We start from the raw sequence: 17,799 nt of genomic DNA on the forward strand, positions 1-17,799 counted from the left end.
ATATTTTACACAAAGATACAATTGTATAAATATTAGATAATTAATAAATTTTTTTATATTTATTTTTTACGCTTAGGGATAAGTACTTTGATAATTCTTCAAATTGTTTTGCATATTCATATATTTCTTTCTTTGTCATTAACTCTAATGGTTTATTGGCAACTCCATGCTTTCTGGCTCTGCTTTTTATTTGTGTTCCATGACCTCATTCTAAACTTTCTTCACCTTTTGCATTATATTTTTTAATTCATAAATAAATAGTATGTCATGAAACATTATATTCCTTTGAAAGTAATTTTACGGGTTTTCTATTTTTGTATAAATTAATAATATTTATTTTAAATTCTTTATTGTTTTTTTCATATAAAAGAACATCTCCTTAATAAATTAATAAAATTTTAACATAATTTTCTATTTTTTATGTCTACTTTATTTTAGATGTTCAAATCTCTTTTATTTTTGTTGTAAATATGTCTCTAAAATTAATTGCGCAGCTAAACTATCTTTCTTTTGTTTTCGTTTTTTACGAGAAAGATTTGCTTCTAACATAATTTGATGAGCTTGATGAGTTGTTAACCGTTCGTCAACCAAATGAATTGTTATAGTTGAATCTAATAAAGGTTTTAATAAAGTAACAAAATCATCAACCATTAATGCTCGTGAACCAATGGTATTATTCATATTTTTGGGATATCCGATGATAATATCACTAAAATTTTCCTTTGTAATTAACTCCGCTAAATACTGTGCTGCCGCTAAAAAATCGTTTTCGGTAAAACGGTGAACACCATACGCTGTTGCAATAAGACCACGACTTGTTGCTAGCCCGACCGTTTTCGTCCCTAGATCAACTCCTAAATAATACTTATTCATGCTGTTTTAAAAATTCCAGCGGATCAGTTAATAACTTCGTTAAAATATCACTATTTTGATTTTTAAAACAACTTTGTGCCACGCTGTTGTTGCCGCCCCCTTTTCCTTCTAATAACGGATTTAATTGCTGAATAATTTGACCAGCTTGGTAATGATCATGTAAATCATCACTAACACCCACAACTAATGTTGCTTGATTATCATCGCCCATTGTAACTAAGAAAATTACTAAGTTAGAATAACGTGCTTTATAATCATCAATTAATACTTTTAAAGCATTAACATCAACTTTTGTTGAAAATTGATGAGTTAAAATATTAAGGTTATTTTTTTCTTGTGGTGCCAACGTATTATGTTGTTTAAGAAATTGTTGGATTAAACTATTTTCATAGTGTTTTTGTCATTGTTTAAAAATTTCTTTAAATTGCCCAACTAATTCTTTTAATAATTTCCAATTTTCTTTTGACACTGTTAAATTACTAATTTGATTTCACATTTGTTCTAAATTCTGATCAGGTAATTTGGTTTTGCCTTGATTATATTTATCAAAATAATTTATTGCTTCGATTTTCTCTTTTAAAAACTGGTCATTTAAATAACTAGCAATCGTTTTATTGGATGTAATAGCATGAATACGAAATGTTCCAGCCCCTTTTGATTCAAGGCCTGTCACTAATAAATCTTCAACATCTTGGGAATTAGCAACATGCGTTCCCCCACATAGTTCACAAGAATAAGTGCCAAATTTAACAATCCGTACTTCCGCATCATATTTTTCCGTGAAAAAAGCTAAAGCATGATGAACATCTAATGCCGTTTGAATGTCAGTATAAATTATTTCACAAGGAATAGCCGCCTTAATTGCCTTGGCAACTGACGTTTCAACCGCCGTAATTTCAGCTGGAGTAATTGGTTGATTATGGGTAATATCAATCCGTAATCTTTCATCATCATTATAAGAACCTGTTTGCATAACATGCGTCCCTAAAACTTCCCGTAACGCTGCATGAATTAAATGCGTCCCTGAATGATTTTTTCGCGTATAAAAACGACGATCACTATCAATAGAAGCATTAACGATATAGCCAACCTGTAAAATTCCTTCCACTTTAACAAAATGTAAGTGTTGTTTATTAGGTCCTTGTTGCACATCAAGCACATAACCTGTTGTATTGTCTTTTAAAATAAGACCATGGTCCGCCGCTTGTCCACCTTTTTCAACATAAAATGGTGTTTCTTGCAAAATAATATAACCTGTTGTATCTGTTAACTTTGTAACTGGTTTATCATCTGCAAACATAAAGACAATTTCCGTATTATTAACTTGTTCATGTTCATAACCAACAAATTGACTAGCAACATCTAACTTGGTAAAAAGTTCATTTTGCAGTTGAATCGCTTTAATATCTTTTCGATTAGTCCGTGAAATTATTTTGGCATTTTCTAACAATTCATCAAAACCAGCCCAGTCCACTTTAATCCCCGCTTCATGAGCTTCTTCTTCAATTAATTCAATTGGAAAACCATAACTTTCAAATAATCGAAAAGCATGTTCTTTCGAAATAACACCATATTTTGTTTTAACTTCGGTAAAAAGTTTACTTCCTTGTTCTAATGTTTTTAAAAATTTATTTTCTTCATTTAAGACAGCTTGTTCAATAATTGGTTGTTTTTCCACTAAATAAGAATAATATTCTTGCATAATTTTAACAACCGTTGCTACTAGTTTAAATAAAAATGGTTCTTCTAACCCTAGTTTTTTACCATATAAACTAGCACGACGAATCAAACGACGAATAACATAACCACGATCTTTATTACCGGGAAAAGCCCCATCTGCAATCGCAAAAGTAACTGCCCGTAAATGATCAGTAATCACTTTAAAAGCCGTATTAATTTTTAATTGTTTCACATCACCGCTAAACAATGCTGTTTCATCATAATGGTATTTCCCCTTTACTATTTCTTCAACCGCTTTAATAATTGGCATAAATAAATCAGTTTCAAAATTAGTTGGCGTTTCTTGAATAATTGAAGTAATTCGTTCTAATCCAGCCCCCGTATCAATATTCTTGCGGGGTAAATCAGTATATGTGCCATCACCATTATTATTATATTGTGAAAAAACAATATTTCAAACTTCTAAATAACGATCATTTTCTAAATCCTCTTGTAATAATTTTAATCCTAAATGGTTAGGGTCATACTTTTCACCCCGGTCATAAAAAATTTCTGTATTTGGGCCACAAGGTCCTTCCCCAATTTCTCAAAAATTAGTATCCTTATCGCCTTTGATAATTCGGTCATCACTTAATCCAATAACATTATGTCAAATTTCATATGCTTCCTTATCGTCTTTATAAATTGTGACATATAATTTAGTTGGATCGAAACCAATTCATTTTTTATCTGTTAAAAACTCTCAAGCATACATAATTGCTTCTTTTTTAAAGTAATCACCAATCGAAAAATTACCAAGCATTTCAAATAAGGTGTGATGACGAGTAGTATAACCAACATTTTTAATATCATTAGTTCGGATTGATTTTTGTGAATTTGTTAACCGTGGTGAAAATGGATTTTTACGACCATCAAAATATGGTTTTAAGGTTGCGATACCTGAATTAATTCATAGTAATGATGGATCATCAGCAGGAATTAATGATACAGATGGTAATTCATAATGGTCCTTACTACGGAAAAAATCTAACCACATCTTTCGGATTGCATTTGCTGTAAATTTTGTCATTTTAATATTCCCTTCCTGTTCATAATTAATCAATAGGATTATAGCATACCAAACGAAAAAAACTTCTTTTTTGTAAATTGTAAATACCATAGGCATCATGTACGATGAAGCTCCAAAAAAAATTCTTGTTAAATAAAAAGAGTTGTTTTTTATTTTTAATTTGTTATAATTTTATTGACTTTTTATGATTTAGTTTTACAGTATACACAATCCAATCTTCTTTTCAACATAAGTTTAGTTTGTTATAATTAATGATATAAGGAGCTGAAATTAATATGAACGAAAGTAATTGTCTTTTTTGTGATATTATTGCCCAAAAAACACCAAGTAAACAAATTTATGAAAATGACCTTGTCTATGCTTTTTTAGATGCCTTCCCCAATAGTGATGGTCATACCTTAGTAATTCCGAAAAAACATTTTGAATATTATAGTGTCACTGATGACGAATATTTAGCAGAGGTTGCTAAAGTTGGCAAACTAATTACTCAAAAAATGTATCAAGCCTTAAAACCAGCTGGTATCAATTATCTTAGTAATGAAAAAAGTGAAGCTTTTCAAAAAGTTTTTCACTATCATCTACACATTATTCCAAAATATCAAAAGGATGAAGGATATAGTTTTAAACTTAATGTTGACCAAGGAAAATTACGTGATTTAGCAGCAATCCAAACAATATTAACTTTAAAATAAAAAAATTATTTTTTAGACTGCACCCAAAAAAGTAAGTAAAGAAAAAAAGTCTTTGCTAAACTTTAAAGGAGGTGCATTTTTATATGGCAAGAAAAGGACAAAAATTTAATAAATATACAGCATATTTTCGAAAAATGATAGTACAAGAGGTTAAAAATAATAGTATAAGTTTTATTGCAAAAAAATATCAAATTAATAAAAAAACTGTTGCTTCATGGTATGAAAATTTTAAGAAAGGAATTTTAAACACCAATAAAGGTCCAAAAGAATCATTTGAAAAAAGAAATTTAAACTATTACAAAGTTAGGTATGAATTAGACTGCACCCAAAAAAGTAAGTAAAGAAAAAAAGTCTTTGCTAAACTTTAAAGGAGGTGCATTTTTATATGGCAAGAAAAGGACAAAAATTTAATAAATATACAGCATATTTTCGAAAAATGATAGTACAAGAGGTTAAAAATAATAGTATAAGTTTTATTGCAAAAAAATATCAAATTAATAAAAAAACTGTTGCTTCATGGTATGAAAATTTTAAGAAAGGAATTTTAAACACCAATAAAGGTTCAAAAGAATCATTTGAAAAAAGAGATTTAAACTATTACAAAGTTAGGTATGAATTACTAAAAAAGCTTCATGACTTTTACAATTAAATAAAAGAAAAATTGTATCTTTTATCAAAGAAAACATTAATAAATATCCACTAAATTTATTACTTGATATAACAGATTTAAAGCGTAGTTATTGAGATAAATATAAAAATTATTCAAGTAATGGTAAGGATAGCGAATCATTAAAAAATATTGTAAAAGTCTATGAAGAAAATTTAAAACAATTTGGTTATCGTCGAATTACCAAATATTTAAAAGAAGATTATGGCATTGTTTATAATGCTAAGAAAGTATTGCGAATTATGAAAGAAAATAATATTCAAGCTGAATATGTAAAGCGTATGCGTAGAAAAATATTAATAAAACAAAATAGAAATAAAAATATAATTAAATATCCTGATTTAGTAAATCGTAATTTTAATGATATTAAAGAAAGATTTTCAATTTTATTTACTGATGTAACTTATTTAATTTGAAATGGTAAAAAACATTATCAATCAACAATACTTGATGGATATACTAAAGAAATTATTGATGTAAAATGATCAAAATTTAATAATAACAAACTTGTAATTGATAATTTAAATGATGCAATTAATAAAATTAAAAAAATAAAAAAAGATTTAAATAAAATAATAATTCATTCAGATCACGGATATCAATATACATCTAAAGATTACAATAGTAAATGTTTAGATAACAAAATTATAATTTCAATGGGTAAAAATTATCATTGTGCAGACAACATTATTATTGAAAGTTTTCATTCATTACTTAAAAAAGGAACAACCCATAATAAAAATTATAAATCTCATAATGAATATATTAATGATGTTAAAAAATGAAATAAATGATATTCAAACCAAAAAGAAAAATATATAATAAATGAAAGTTTGTAAACCTTTTTATTAATACTTACTAAACAGGGTGCAGTCTAAATCTAAAAAAGCTTCATGACTTTTACAATTAAATAAAAGAAAAATTGTATCTTTTATCAAAGAAAACATTAATAAATATCCACTAAATTTATTACTTGATATAACAGATTTAAAGCGTAGTTATTGAGATAAATATAAAAATTATTCAAGTAATGGTAAGGATAGCGAATCATTAAAAAATATTGTAAAAGTCTATGAAGAAAATTTAAAACAATTTGGTTATTGTCGAATTACCAAATATTTAAAAGAAGATTATGGCATTGTTTATAATGCTAAGAAAGTATTGCGAATTATGAAAGAAAATAATATTCAAGCTGAATATGTAAAGCGTATGCGTAGAAAAATATTAATAAAACAAAATAGAAATAAAAATATAATTAAATATCCTGATTTAGTAAATCATAATTTTAATGATATTAAAGAAAGATTTTCAATTTTATTTACTGATGTAACTTATTTAATTTGAAATGGTAAAAAACATTATCAATCAACAATACTTGATGGATATACTAAAGAAATTATTGATGTAAAATGATCAAAATTTAATAATAACAAGCTTGTAATTGATAATTTAAATGATGCAATTAATAAAATTAAAAAAATAAAAAAAGATTTAAATAAAATAATAATTCATTCAGATCACGGATATCAATATACATCTAAAGATTACAATAGTAAATATTTAGATAACAAAATTATAATTTAAATGGGTAAAAATTATCATTGTGCAGACAACATTATTATTGAAAGTTTTCATTCATTACTTAAAAAAGGAACAATCCATAATAAAAATTATAAATCTCATAATGAATATATTAATGATGTTAAAAAATGAAATAAATGATATTCAAACCAAAAAGAAAAATATATAATAAATGAAAGTTTGTAAACCTTTTTATTAATACTTACTAAACAGGGTGCAGTCTAAAAAACAAGACCGTTTTAAAGAATATTCAAAATAGAATTAAGAAGGAGTTTATGCAGTGAATTTAACAACATGAATTGTCCATGATACTTATGGAAATTGATTTCGTCCATATTGACTTTTTATTTTTTGTGCTTTTGCAATTACTATTATTTTGTCGTGGGTTAATTTTCGGAAACGTGATATTCCAACCCAAGGTTTTTATTGAGGAATTTTTGTCATTACCCCAATTGCTTTATTAGGAGCGAGTTTGTTTGGCAAATATGATGTTAAGAATCCAATTTTATTTTTTAATTTATTTGCCTTTTGAGAACCCGGAATGAGTATTCATGGAGGGTTAATTTTTGGTTTAATTACTGGTTGAATTTGATTTGGGTTTGAATCACGAAAGCATAATATTTCATTATGAGTTTATGCTGATTTAATTGTGCCAAATATTTTATTAGCTCAGGCGATTGGTCGTTGAGGGAACTTTTTTAATCATGAGTTGTTAGGAAGTCCAATTGCTCGGGAACAGTTAGTGTGATTGCCAAGTTTTATTCGGGACAACCTTTTTAAATGATATGTTCCAACACCACTGCCCGATCATTTTCATCCAACCGAGGCAATTGGTTTAAATGGCAGTGGTGTTGACCCCACTGATTTTGTTAATGTTCAATATTTTCAACCAATATTTTTATATGAATCATTTGCGAATATTTTACTGTGAATTTTAATTGTGATTGCATTACCGTTAATATTTCGTTATAGTTATTATTGACGGTTTAAAAAAGAAGAACCCGATTTTAGAAAGTTATCGTGAAAAGGTGTTTCGGCAAAATGATATTATGATGTAAAACCTGATCCAACGATTGTTACTAACTTATCACAGCAAGTAAATTTACATAAAGTTTATTTTAAAAATAAACATAAGATGACAAAAAAGCAAGTGATGAAAGCTAAATGAAAATATTGTGGGGCAAGGTTAAAACAAATTTTTACAGCAGATGTTCGTGCATTAGAAAAAATAGAAAATCCACATCAATTAAAGATTGTGCGTTGTGGTGTTAAAGCGGGAATGTACATTGCTGGTTATAATTTAATTCGGATAATTTTAGAAACACAACGAAATGACCATGATTTATTTTTAAAAAATATGCGAACATTAGACTATATTATTCTTAGTTTAATGATTGTTGTTGGTATTATTTTAATATTATTTGTCCAATGGATAACTGTTAGAAAATGAAGAAAAGGCGGATGATTATATGAAAAACAATACTAATGAAATATATGATATTTTAGTAATTGGGGCTGGCCCTGGCGGGATGACAGCGGCCATTTATGGGGCTCGCGCAATGGCAAAAATCGCAATGATTGAAAAAGGGGCTCCTGGTGGAAAAGTAACAAAGACAAGTGAAATTGAAAACTATCCTGGTTTTGAGAGTATTCAAGGTCCTGATTTAGCAATAAAAATGTTTCAACAAACTCAGAAATTAAAAATCCCCTATCTTGCCGATCGCGTAATGAACATTACCAAAACAGATAATTTATTTAAATTAGATCTATTTTCAAAAAAAGAAGTATTGTCAAAAGCAGTTATTGCCGCAACCGGAACGGTTGAACGAAAATTAGGCGTGCCTGGTGAATTAGAATTAGAAGGACGCGGGGTTTCATATTGTGCTGTTTGTGATGGAGCTTTATATAAAGGGAAAGATGTCGTTGTTGTTGGCGGTGGCTATGCGGCGCTTCAAGAATCGCTTTATTTAGCGCGGTTTGTTACTAAAGTGAATTTAATTCATCGTCGTGATAAGTTCCGCGCTGATAATAATATTGTTACGAAGGTAAAAGAAAATCCCAAAATTAATTTGATTATTGATACAATCATAACCGAAATTAAGGATGTGGCCGAAAAGTGTGTCACAACGGTTGTTATTAAAAATGTTAAGACAGCGAAAATTGAACAATTAGCAGTGAGTGCGATTTTCCCATATATTGGGGCAATTCCAACTAGTAGTTTTGCTGCTAAATTAGGGGTCTTAGATCCAGAAGGTTATTTCATTATTAATAATAAATGTTTAACAGCAATCCCGGGATTATACGCTGCTGGGGATGTTACTAATACAACATTACGGCAAATTGCAACAGCTGTTTGTGATGGAGCTAAAGCAGCCCAGTTTGCCTTAGAATATCTTGATAGTTGTAATTAAAACGGTAATTTTACGGTAAGATATATAGTGGATAAAAAAAGAAAGTGAGAAGGAATTTATGATGAACAAAAAAGAATTAAAAGATGTTCAAGTTAACGGAAAAAAAGTTTTAGTCCGTGTTGATTTTAATGTTCCAATGAAAAATGGACAAGTAACAGATGATAATCGTATCGTTGCTGCGTTGCCAACAATTAAATATTTATTAGGCCAAAAGGCAAAAGTTATTTTATTTTCCCATTTAGGAAAAGTAAAAACAGCAGCTGATTTAGAAAAACATGATATGGTCCCAGTTGCAAAAGTGTTAGAACAAAAATTAGGGCAACCAGTTAAATTTGTTAATGCTTTTGAAGGCAAAGAATTAGAAGATGCGATTAATCAAATGCATAATGAGGATGTTATTTTATTCCAAAATACCCGCTTTGCGGACATTATTAATAGTGATGGTCAAATTAGTGTTGATAGTGATGGAAAAGCAACTACAAAACGAGAAAGTAAAAATGATGCTGCGCTAGGAAAATATTGAGCAAGTTTAGGGGATGTTTTTGTTAATGATGCCTTTGGAACTGCTCACCGTGCGCATGCTTCAAATGTTGGGATTGCTGATAACATTACCGAATCATGTTTAGGATTTTTAGTTGAAAAAGAAGTTAAAATGTTATCACAAGGGGTTGATAACCCGGTTAAACCATTTGTGGCAATTATTGGGGGAGCGAAAGTTTCTGACAAAATTGGTGTAATTGAACATTTATTAACTAAAGCAGATAAGATTTTAATTGGTGGAGGGATGGCTTATACATTTTTTGCTGCGCAAGGACACAAAATTGGTAATTCATTGTTAGAAAGTGATAAAGTGGCGATTGCAAAAGAATTTTTAGCAAAAGGAAAAGGGAAAATTATTTTACCAATTGATGCTTTAGAAGCGTCAGAATTTGACGATGTTCCATCGAAAGTTACTATCGGCGTTGATATTGACGATGGTTATATGGGCTTAGATATTGGGCCTAAAACAATTGAATTATTTAAAAAAGAATTAGCTGATGCAAAAACAGTGGCTTGAAATGGTCCCATGGGAGTTTTCGAATTTAAAAATTATCGAATTGGAACCCAAGCAGTTTGTGAAGCAATTGCGGAATTAGAAGGGGCCTTTATTTTAATCGGTGGAGGAGATTCTGCCGCAGCGGCAATTCAATTAGGTTATAAAGATAAATTTACCCATATTTCAACTGGTGGTGGAGCTAGTTTAGAATATATGGAAGGTAAACCACTACCGGGAATTGAAGCGGTGCAAAATAAATAACAGGACAAAACGACAAAATGTCGTTTTTTTGTTACCAAAAAGAGTTTATTTGCGAAGGGATATCAACAAAAAGTGTTAGATAAAATAAACTTAATAGAATGGGATTTATTCTTATTCAATTTATTGTTGTATGCTATAAAACTAAATTTTTAAGAATTTGATGATTATTTTGGCATTGGAAAATTAAAAATCAAAGGTTAGAATTTATTTTTTGTGATTATTGTTTTTTTATTTTTAATTTGTTATAATGTTATTAACTTTTTATGATTTATTTTTACAGTATACATATTAGAATAAAATAGAACAAAGAGAGGAAAATTTATAATGGCGTTACAATATAAGCGTGTTTTATTAAAATTATCTGGTGAAGCTTTAGGGAATCCTAATGATTTATATGATTCAAATAAAATTCATGATATTGCTAAGCAAATTGTTAAATTGCAAAAAGAAGGCTTACAAATTGCAATTGTTGTTGGAGGCGGTAACATTTGACGTGGTAACCGCGCTGATACAATTAATATGAACCCAATTAGTGCAGATTATATGGGAATGTTGGCAACTGTTATGAATGCATTAGCATTAGAAGCAGTTTTAAAAAATGAAGGTAGCGAAAATGTTGTTGTAACTTCAAAAATTCAAGTTTCGGAAGTTGCTTCGCCATATTTATTTAAAAAAGCAAAAGCTGCTTTAGAAAAAGGGACAATTGTTATTATGGCCGGAGGAACTGGGCAACCAAAATTTACCACTGATACAGCAGCAACAATTAGAACAATTGAAATTGATGCGGATGTGATGTTAATGGCTAAAAATGGCATTGATGGGATTTATGATAAAGATCCCCGCCACAATGCCGATGCTGTTCGTTTTGACAATATTAGTTTAAATGAATTACAAAAACAACAATTAAAAGTGATGGATTTAACTGCTTCTAGTTTAGCAATGGAAGATAATGTTAAAATTGTTGTTTTTGATATTAATGAATCAGATAATATTTATAGGGCAGCGCATGGTAATGCTCGCTCAACAATTGTCACAGGAGGAAAAAAATAGATGTCGCAAGAAGTTATTAATCAAACCAAAGAAAATATGGAGAAAGTGATTGTTTCCTTTGAAAATGAATTAGTCAAAATTCGCACTGGTCGGGCTAATCCAAATATGTTATCATATATTATGATCGATTACTATGGAACATTAACCCCAATTCAACAATTAGCTAATATTATGGTTCCCGAGGCACGCCAATTAGTAATTAAACCATATGACCGTTCAATTATTAGTTTAATTGTTACAGCAATTAATAAAGCCGATTTAGGGTTAACACCAAATTCGGAAGCAGATTTAATTCGGTTAAATATTCCCCCATTAATAGAAGAACGCCGAAAAATAATGGTTAAAGAAATGTGAAAGGCAAGTGAGCAATTTAAAATTTCTGTTCGTAATGAACGTCGTGATAGTAATGAACATATTAAAAAAGATGGTGATTTAAACGAAGATGATAAAAAATATTATGAAGGGGAAGTTCAAAAATTAACTGATCAGTTTATTAAAAAGATTGATGAAAAAGCAACGTTAAAGGAAAAAGAACTAAGGGAAGTGTAAATTGTAAATACCAAATCATAAAAAGTTAACTAAATCAATAGTTAACTTTTTATGATTTGGTATTTACAATTTACAAAATATTTTATTATTAATCTAACAAGATATAAATTTGCCGTTTCTATCTACACAGCGCCATTTTAAAAATAAATATTAAAAACAATATTTTTAATTTACTATTCTTTGTGATTATTGTTTTTTATTTTTAATTTGTTATAATTCTATTAACTTTTTATGATTTAGTTTTACAGTATACAAAATAGACTGCACCCAAAAAAGTAAGTAAAGAAAAAAAGTCTTTGCTCTTTAGACTGCACCCTGTTTAGTAAGTATTAATAAAAAGGTTTACAAACTTTCATTTATTATATATTTTTCTTTTTGGTTTGAATATCATTTATTTCATTTTTTAACATCATTAATATATTCATTATGAGATTTATAATTTTTATTATGGATTGTTCCTTTTTTAAGTAGTGAATGAAAACTTTCAATAATAATGTTGTCTGCACAATGATAATTTTTACCCATTGAAATTATAATTTTGTTATCTAAACATTTACTATTGTAATCTTTAGATGTATATTGATATCCGTGATCTGAATGAATTATTGTTTTATTTAAATCTTTTTTTATTTTTTTAATTTTATTAATTGCATCATTTAAATTATAAATTACAAGTTTGTTATTATTAAATTTTGATCATTTTACATCAATAATTTCTTTAGTATATCCATCAAGTATTGTTGATTGATAATGTTTTTTACCATTTCAAATTAAATAAGTTACATCAGTAAATAAAATTGAAAATCTTTCTTTAATATCATTAAAATTACGATTTACTAAATCAGGATATTTAATTATATTTTTATTTCTATTTTGTTTTATTAATATTTTTCTACGCATACGCTTTACATATTCAGCTTGAATATTATTTTCTTTCATAATTCGCAATACTTTCTTAGCATTATAAACAATGCCATAATCTTCTTTTAAATATTTGGTAATTCGACGATAACCAAATTGTTTTAAATTTTCTTCATAGACTTTTACAATATTTTTTAATGATTCGCTATCCTTACCATTACTTGAATAATTTTTATATTTATCTCAATAACTACGCTTTAAATCTGTTATATCAAGTAATAAATTTAGTGGATATTTATTAATGTTTTCTTTGATAAAAGATACAATTTTTCTTTTATTTAATTGTAAAAGTCATGAAGCTTTTTTAGTAATTCATACCTAACTTTGTAATAGTTTAAATCTCTTTTTTCAAATGATTCTTTTGGACCTTTATTGGTGTTTAAAATTCCTTTCTTAAAATTTTCATACCATGAAGCAACGGTTTTTTTATTAATTTGATATTTTTTTGCAATAAAACTTATACTATTATTTTTAACCTCTTGTACTATCATTTTTCGAAAATATGCTGTATATTTATTAAATTTTTGTCCTTTTCTTGCCATATAAAAATGCTCTTAGACTGCACCCCGTTTAGTAAGTATTAATAAAAAGGTTTACAAACTTTCATTTATTATATATTTTTCTTTTTGGTTTGAATATCATTTATTTCATTTTTTAACATCATTAATATATTCATTATGAGATTTATAATTTTTATTATGGATTGTTCCTTTTTTAAGTAATGAATGAAAACTCTCAATAATAATGTTGTCTGCACAATGATAATTTTTACCCATTGAAATTATAATTTTGTTATCTAAACATTTACTATTATAATCTTTAGATGTATATTGATATCCGTGATCTGAATGAATTATTATTTTATTTAAATCTTTTTTTATTTTTTTAATTTTATTAATTGCATCATTTAAATTATCAATTACAAGTTTGTTATTATTAAATTTTGATCATTTTACATCAATAATTTCTTTAGTATATCCATCAAGTATTGTTGATTGATAATGTTTTTTACCATTTCAAATTAAATAAGTTACATCAGTAAATAAAATTGAAAATCTTTCTTTAATATCATTAAAATTACGATTTACTAAATCAGGATATTTAATTATATTTTTATTTCTATTTTGTTTTATTAATATTTTTCTACGCATACGCTTTACATATTCAGCTTGAATATTATTTTCTTTCATAATTCGCAATACTTTCTTAGCATTATAAACAATGCCATAATCTTCTTTTAAATATTTGGTAATTCGACGATAACCAAATTGTTTTAAATTTTCTTCATAGACTTTTACAATATTTTTTAATGATTCGCTATCCTTACCATTACTTGAATAATTTTTATATTTATCTCAATAACTACGCTTTAAATCTGTTATATCAAGTAATAAATTTAGTGGATATTTATTAATGTTTTCTTTGATAAAAGATACAATTTTTCTTTTATTTAATTGTAAAAGTCATGAAGCTTTTTTAGTAATTCATACCTAACTTTGTAATAGTTTAAATCTCTTTTTTCAAATGATTCTTTTGGACCTTTATTGGTGTTTAAAATTCCTTTCTTAAAATTTTCATACCATGAAGCAACAGTTTTTTTATTAATTTGATATTTTTTTGCAATAAAACTTATACTATTATTTTTAACCTCTTGTACTATTATTTTTCGAAAATATGCTGTATATTTATTAAATTTTTGTCCTTTTCTTGCCATATAAAAATGCACCTCCTCTAAAGTTTAGCAAAGACTTTTTTTCTTTACTTACTTTTTTGGGTGCAGTCTATCTCTCCTTTAAAGTTTAGCAAAGACTTTTTTTCTTTACTTACTTTTTTGGGTGCAGTCTAAGTTTAGCAAAGACTTTTTTTCTTTACTTACTCTTTTGGGTGCAGTCTAAGTTTTTAGCAAAGACTTTTTTTCTTTACTTACTCTTTTGGGTGCAGTCTATAAAAATTGGATTGGCAACCCTTTTTAGGACACTTTTTATATGGACTGTTGTTTTCTAAATTAAACAGGTATGAAATAATTTAAACTACCGTGAATTCGAATATTGTTATATCAATGCACAAAGGCAAATATTGTATTAACAATTTTAATGAAAATGATTAAACAAATTGGTATTAGTAAATTTAGTTGTATTTTAACCGATAGAGAAAAAGAATTTTATAGATGAAAAACAATAGAAAAACATTTTCAAATAAGAGTTTATTTTTGTGATCCTGGTAAACCTCGTCAGAAAGCATTAGTAGAAAGAATAAATAGAGATATAAGGCGTTGATTGGGTCAAAATGAGCCATTAATTAATATTCGTAGTAGATTAAAATCTATTTTAGATATATTAAATACCACAATTAGACCTTGCTTGGAAAATTTTACATCAAGACAATATTTTAAAAAAATTTTTTTAAATTAAATTAGTGTTTGTTAAGATTAGTAAAATTTATTTTAAATAATGTTATTATTAATTTAACAAGAGATACAAATTTGGAGCTTGTATCTACACAATGCCATTTTAAAAATAAATATTAAAAACAATATTTTTAATTTACTATTTTTTGTGATTATTGTTTTTTATTTTTAATTTGTTATAATTTTATTAACTTTTTATGATTTAGTTTTACAGTATACAAATTTAATAAATATAAAAAGGAGTGGGTAAAATGAAAAAATTACTTTCAATTTTAGGGACAACAACTTTAACATTAACATCTGTGTTAGGAGTAGTTGCTTGTTCAAAAGGAAAAAGTAACAAGGATGATTATTTTGATAGCGAAATTAATAATATTGATCCGACAATTCGTAATTTAGTAAAATATACTAGTTCAATTGCTAAAATATTAATTTCTGGACGCCATGAAAATATGAATAATTATGCATTTCCAACATTGCAATATTTTTTAAATAATGTTGGAAATAACTTAAAAGGTACTTTTACGACTAAGAGTGGTAAAGAGGTTGAAATTAAGAAATATGTTGAGGAATATAAAGCGTTAAATAATATTTCTTATAATCCATGAAAAGCAACAAGTACAACATATCAACCAGAATGAAACATTTATAATTTGATGTCTACAATGGTAGCAATGACTGATTTTTCAAAATGAAACACAACAAAGAACCAAGGGCGTCCTACTACTAAAACTGATACAACAGGGCGTTATGAAGATTTTCAAGTAAACCAAAATTTAGCATGAGCGCAATATGATACGGGGGCTCTGGCAAATACATTATCACAAAAATCCGATTCAGTTCTTGCTTATATTCAGAGAATTGCTAATTGAGGGGGATCTTATTATGATTCATCATCACAAGCTTATGTGTCAAATATTTTATATCATAATTCTCTTTCAAACCCACCAACAAAAGAAATAATGTCTTATACGGATGGTAAAAAAGAAATTCAGTTTGGGAAAGCGGTTGCGAACCAATCTAGTGCATTATACGATTTATTTGGTTTAAAATATTTTGATGAAGCAATTACCATGTTAATGCACTTTGGGCCAGGGCTAGAATTACCAGTTTTATATTCGTTAGCACAATTATTACCATTTGCTCAAAATAACCGTTTTGGTGAAAAAACAGCTGGAATTTTCTTAGTGGCACCATTTTTTATTTTAGGTCAAATTAGAGAAGAATTTTTTGATGACTCAGGTAATTCAAAAGATGCTAGTCCATTATTAGAAATATTTGACCGTGATACAATTGATAAAACTGTTCTTAAAGTTGAAAAACAAAGTGATGGTGAAGTGATTGAACCTAATAAACAAGTTGATGAAATGAATCTTTACGGAATTTTAAATAGTCCGGTGATAGAAAAATCTATTAGAGGTTTCGGTCTCGGTGGAGAGGAACAGTTTTTAGATTTAACAAATACTACAGACAAACACACAAATACCTTTTTAAAATGATATGCTGTTTTAGGAAATTGATTTACAGCTGCTTTAACAAAAGAAGGTTCAAAGTTTGATGTTCAAAAATTTAATCGCATAATGACAAAAACAGTTTATAATGGACTTTTAAGATTCCAAGGAGCAATTGGGTTGTTTGCAGAAGATGCTGTTGTTGCGTTAATTCGAACATTATTGCAAATGTTGAATGCACCAAACTTTGATTTATTTAGTTTATTAAAAGGAATTTCTGGATTAGCAAATTGATTTTATACTAGTGATAGTGATGGACATTATAATTTAAATATTAATAATGTCAAAACAGTTGAGAATGTTTATATTGAAGGAAAAAACAAAGCTGGGTTTAAAAATAACTTAGCAGCAGTTGATATTAATAGTGAATATGCTAAATTTATTTTAGATAATTATGGCTTTGATAAAAATACTCATAAATATAAACCAGGGTCATTATTTGATATGATTGACATTTGATCACATGGGAGGAATAATACTTATCCTGATCATGAAGCAATGCATAATTTTATTACCCAAATATTAGATTCTCAAAATGGTTATATTGGTGATTTAACAAGTCAAATTAATACGGCAATGGCCCAAGATTGACTTGATAATATTTTTTTAGATCGTAAATGATACATCACTGCAACAGAAACAGGTGTTGATGGTACTAAGTTAGGAGTAGTTGTAACGGATGGTCATATAACAGGTGTACGTTACCAATTAGATTATTATGGACCAAAAGACGCTTCAACTAAATTAGGACTTCATAAAAAACCATTAGGATATAATGATCCTGTTTCTGGTAATTCTCCTTCGTATGTTGAACAAATAAAAGATGCAAACCAGCGTCATAATATTACCCCAGAGGGCCAAACATGAAGTGAACAAGATTGATTTGACTATGATGGAATGGGTAATGAATATTTAGCAAATAGTGAAAAAATTAAATACAGTTATGTTGTTGAATTTCAAAACCAAGCTCGCTTCTTATATAACCTGGGTATTAAAGATGATTTAACAAAAAATGCATATTTATTAAGTGATTTTTCTTGATACTATAATAATGTTCGTTATTATTAGTAGTCAAATTGAAAAAGAGGAGA

The 17,799-nt window shown here is 27.5% G+C and carries 18 protein-coding genes and 4 pseudogenes; 14 read left to right on the forward strand and 8 right to left on the reverse strand.

Translation table 4 applies throughout. From position 1 onward, the window contains the following. Positions 1-453: 453 nt before the first annotated feature. Positions 454-873 carry a Holliday junction resolvase RuvX gene (gene ruvX, locus AACK78_RS00365; protein WP_338955525.1) on the reverse strand — a complete coding sequence of 140 codons (420 nt, stop codon included), beginning with the start codon at positions 871-873 and terminating at the stop codon, positions 454-456. Next, positions 866-3,622 carry an alanine--tRNA ligase gene (gene alaS / locus AACK78_RS00370; protein ID WP_338955527.1) on the reverse strand — a complete coding sequence of 919 codons (2,757 nt, stop codon included), beginning with the start codon at positions 3,620-3,622 and terminating at the stop codon, positions 866-868. Before alaS ends, ruvX begins: the two co-directional genes overlap by 8 nt. 275 nt (positions 3,623-3,897) lie before the next feature. Between alaS and AACK78_RS00375 the strand changes: the two genes are divergently transcribed. From AACK78_RS00375 to frr, 12 genes and pseudogenes are all read left to right on the forward strand, one after another. Continuing rightward, the gene (locus AACK78_RS00375; protein WP_338955528.1) at positions 3,898-4,314 is read left to right on the forward strand and encodes an HIT family protein; all 417 of its coding nucleotides are present in this window, start codon (positions 3,898-3,900) and stop codon (positions 4,312-4,314) included. A gap of 83 nt (positions 4,315-4,397) precedes the next feature. After that, positions 4,398-4,655 (forward strand): transposase family protein, encoded by a 258-nt coding sequence (locus AACK78_RS00380; protein WP_338955529.1) that lies wholly within the window; start codon positions 4,398-4,400, stop codon positions 4,653-4,655. A gap of 44 nt (positions 4,656-4,699) precedes the next feature. Beyond that, on the forward strand, positions 4,700-4,963 hold the full coding sequence (locus AACK78_RS00385) for a transposase family protein (protein WP_338954596.1): 264 nt from the start codon (positions 4,700-4,702) through the stop codon (positions 4,961-4,963). 173 nt (positions 4,964-5,136) lie between these two features. After that, a pseudogene (locus tag AACK78_RS07130) lies at positions 5,137-5,202 on the forward strand (hypothetical protein); the annotation flags it as partial. A 21-nt stretch (positions 5,203-5,223) separates the two neighbouring features. Beyond that, positions 5,224-5,820, forward strand: coding sequence for a DDE-type integrase/transposase/recombinase (locus tag AACK78_RS00390; protein ID WP_338954594.1), 597 nt, complete (start codon positions 5,224-5,226; stop codon positions 5,818-5,820). Positions 5,821-5,848: 28 nt separating this feature from the next. Further along, a complete protein-coding gene (locus AACK78_RS00395; RefSeq protein ID WP_338955531.1) occupies positions 5,849-6,565 on the forward strand; it encodes a DDE-type integrase/transposase/recombinase in 717 nt (238 codons plus the stop codon). After that, entirely contained in the window at positions 6,566-6,748 is a 183-nt protein-coding gene (locus tag AACK78_RS00400; protein WP_338955504.1) for a hypothetical protein, read from the forward strand. A gap of 94 nt (positions 6,749-6,842) precedes the next feature. Beyond that, positions 6,843-8,048 carry a prolipoprotein diacylglyceryl transferase gene (locus AACK78_RS00405; RefSeq protein ID WP_338955534.1) on the forward strand — a complete coding sequence of 402 codons (1,206 nt, stop codon included), beginning with the start codon at positions 6,843-6,845 and terminating at the stop codon, positions 8,046-8,048. Beyond that, a complete protein-coding gene (locus tag AACK78_RS00410; protein WP_338955535.1) occupies positions 8,032-8,973 on the forward strand; it encodes an NAD(P)/FAD-dependent oxidoreductase in 942 nt (313 codons plus the stop codon). The genes AACK78_RS00405 and AACK78_RS00410 overlap by 17 nt, the downstream gene beginning before the upstream one ends. 61 nt (positions 8,974-9,034) lie before the next feature. Further along, positions 9,035-10,270, forward strand: coding sequence for a phosphoglycerate kinase (locus AACK78_RS00415; RefSeq protein WP_338955536.1), 1,236 nt, complete (start codon positions 9,035-9,037; stop codon positions 10,268-10,270). Between the two features lie 324 nt (positions 10,271-10,594). Continuing rightward, entirely contained in the window at positions 10,595-11,320 is a 726-nt protein-coding gene (gene pyrH / locus AACK78_RS00420; RefSeq protein ID WP_338955539.1) for a UMP kinase, read from the forward strand. Continuing rightward, on the forward strand, positions 11,321-11,869 hold the full coding sequence (frr, locus tag AACK78_RS00425; protein ID WP_338955540.1) for a ribosome recycling factor: 549 nt from the start codon (positions 11,321-11,323) through the stop codon (positions 11,867-11,869). It begins immediately after the preceding gene. Positions 11,870-12,211: 342 nt separating this feature from the next. On the opposite strand, the gene AACK78_RS00430 is transcribed toward frr, so the two are convergent. The 6 genes and pseudogenes from AACK78_RS00430 to AACK78_RS00445 form a co-directional block, all read right to left on the reverse strand. After that, positions 12,212-12,808, reverse strand: a complete 597-nt coding sequence (locus tag AACK78_RS00430; RefSeq protein WP_338955541.1) for a DDE-type integrase/transposase/recombinase — start codon at positions 12,806-12,808, stop codon at positions 12,212-12,214. 21 nt (positions 12,809-12,829) lie between these two features. Next, positions 12,830-13,102: pseudogene (locus tag AACK78_RS07135) on the reverse strand (hypothetical protein); the annotation flags it as partial. After that, entirely contained in the window at positions 13,069-13,332 is a 264-nt protein-coding gene (locus tag AACK78_RS00435) for a transposase family protein (protein WP_338954390.1), read from the reverse strand. The gene AACK78_RS00435 and the pseudogene AACK78_RS07135, both read right to left, overlap by 34 nt. A gap of 51 nt (positions 13,333-13,383) precedes the next feature. Beyond that, entirely contained in the window at positions 13,384-13,980 is a 597-nt protein-coding gene (locus AACK78_RS00440) for a DDE-type integrase/transposase/recombinase (RefSeq protein ID WP_338954388.1), read from the reverse strand. Positions 13,981-14,001: 21 nt separating this feature from the next. Continuing rightward, a pseudogene (locus AACK78_RS07140) lies at positions 14,002-14,274 on the reverse strand (hypothetical protein); the annotation flags it as partial. Next, complete coding sequence (locus tag AACK78_RS00445) at positions 14,241-14,504, reverse strand: hypothetical protein (protein WP_338954581.1); 264 nt, start codon at positions 14,502-14,504, stop codon at positions 14,241-14,243. The gene AACK78_RS00445 and the pseudogene AACK78_RS07140, both read right to left, overlap by 34 nt. A gap of 352 nt (positions 14,505-14,856) precedes the next feature. Here AACK78_RS00445 and AACK78_RS00450 point away from each other — a divergent pair. Continuing rightward, positions 14,857-15,201 (forward strand): annotated as a pseudogene (locus AACK78_RS00450) (IS30 family transposase); the annotation flags it as partial. A gap of 247 nt (positions 15,202-15,448) precedes the next feature. Further along, positions 15,449-17,776, forward strand: coding sequence for a lipoprotein (locus AACK78_RS00455; protein WP_338955545.1), 2,328 nt, complete (start codon positions 15,449-15,451; stop codon positions 17,774-17,776). The last annotated feature ends 23 nt before the right edge of the window (positions 17,777-17,799 follow it).

The organism is Spiroplasma endosymbiont of Polydrusus cervinus (genome assembly GCF_964019755.1).
In the GTDB taxonomy this organism is placed as follows: domain Bacteria; phylum Bacillota_I; class Bacilli_A; order Mycoplasmatales; family Mycoplasmataceae; genus Spiroplasma.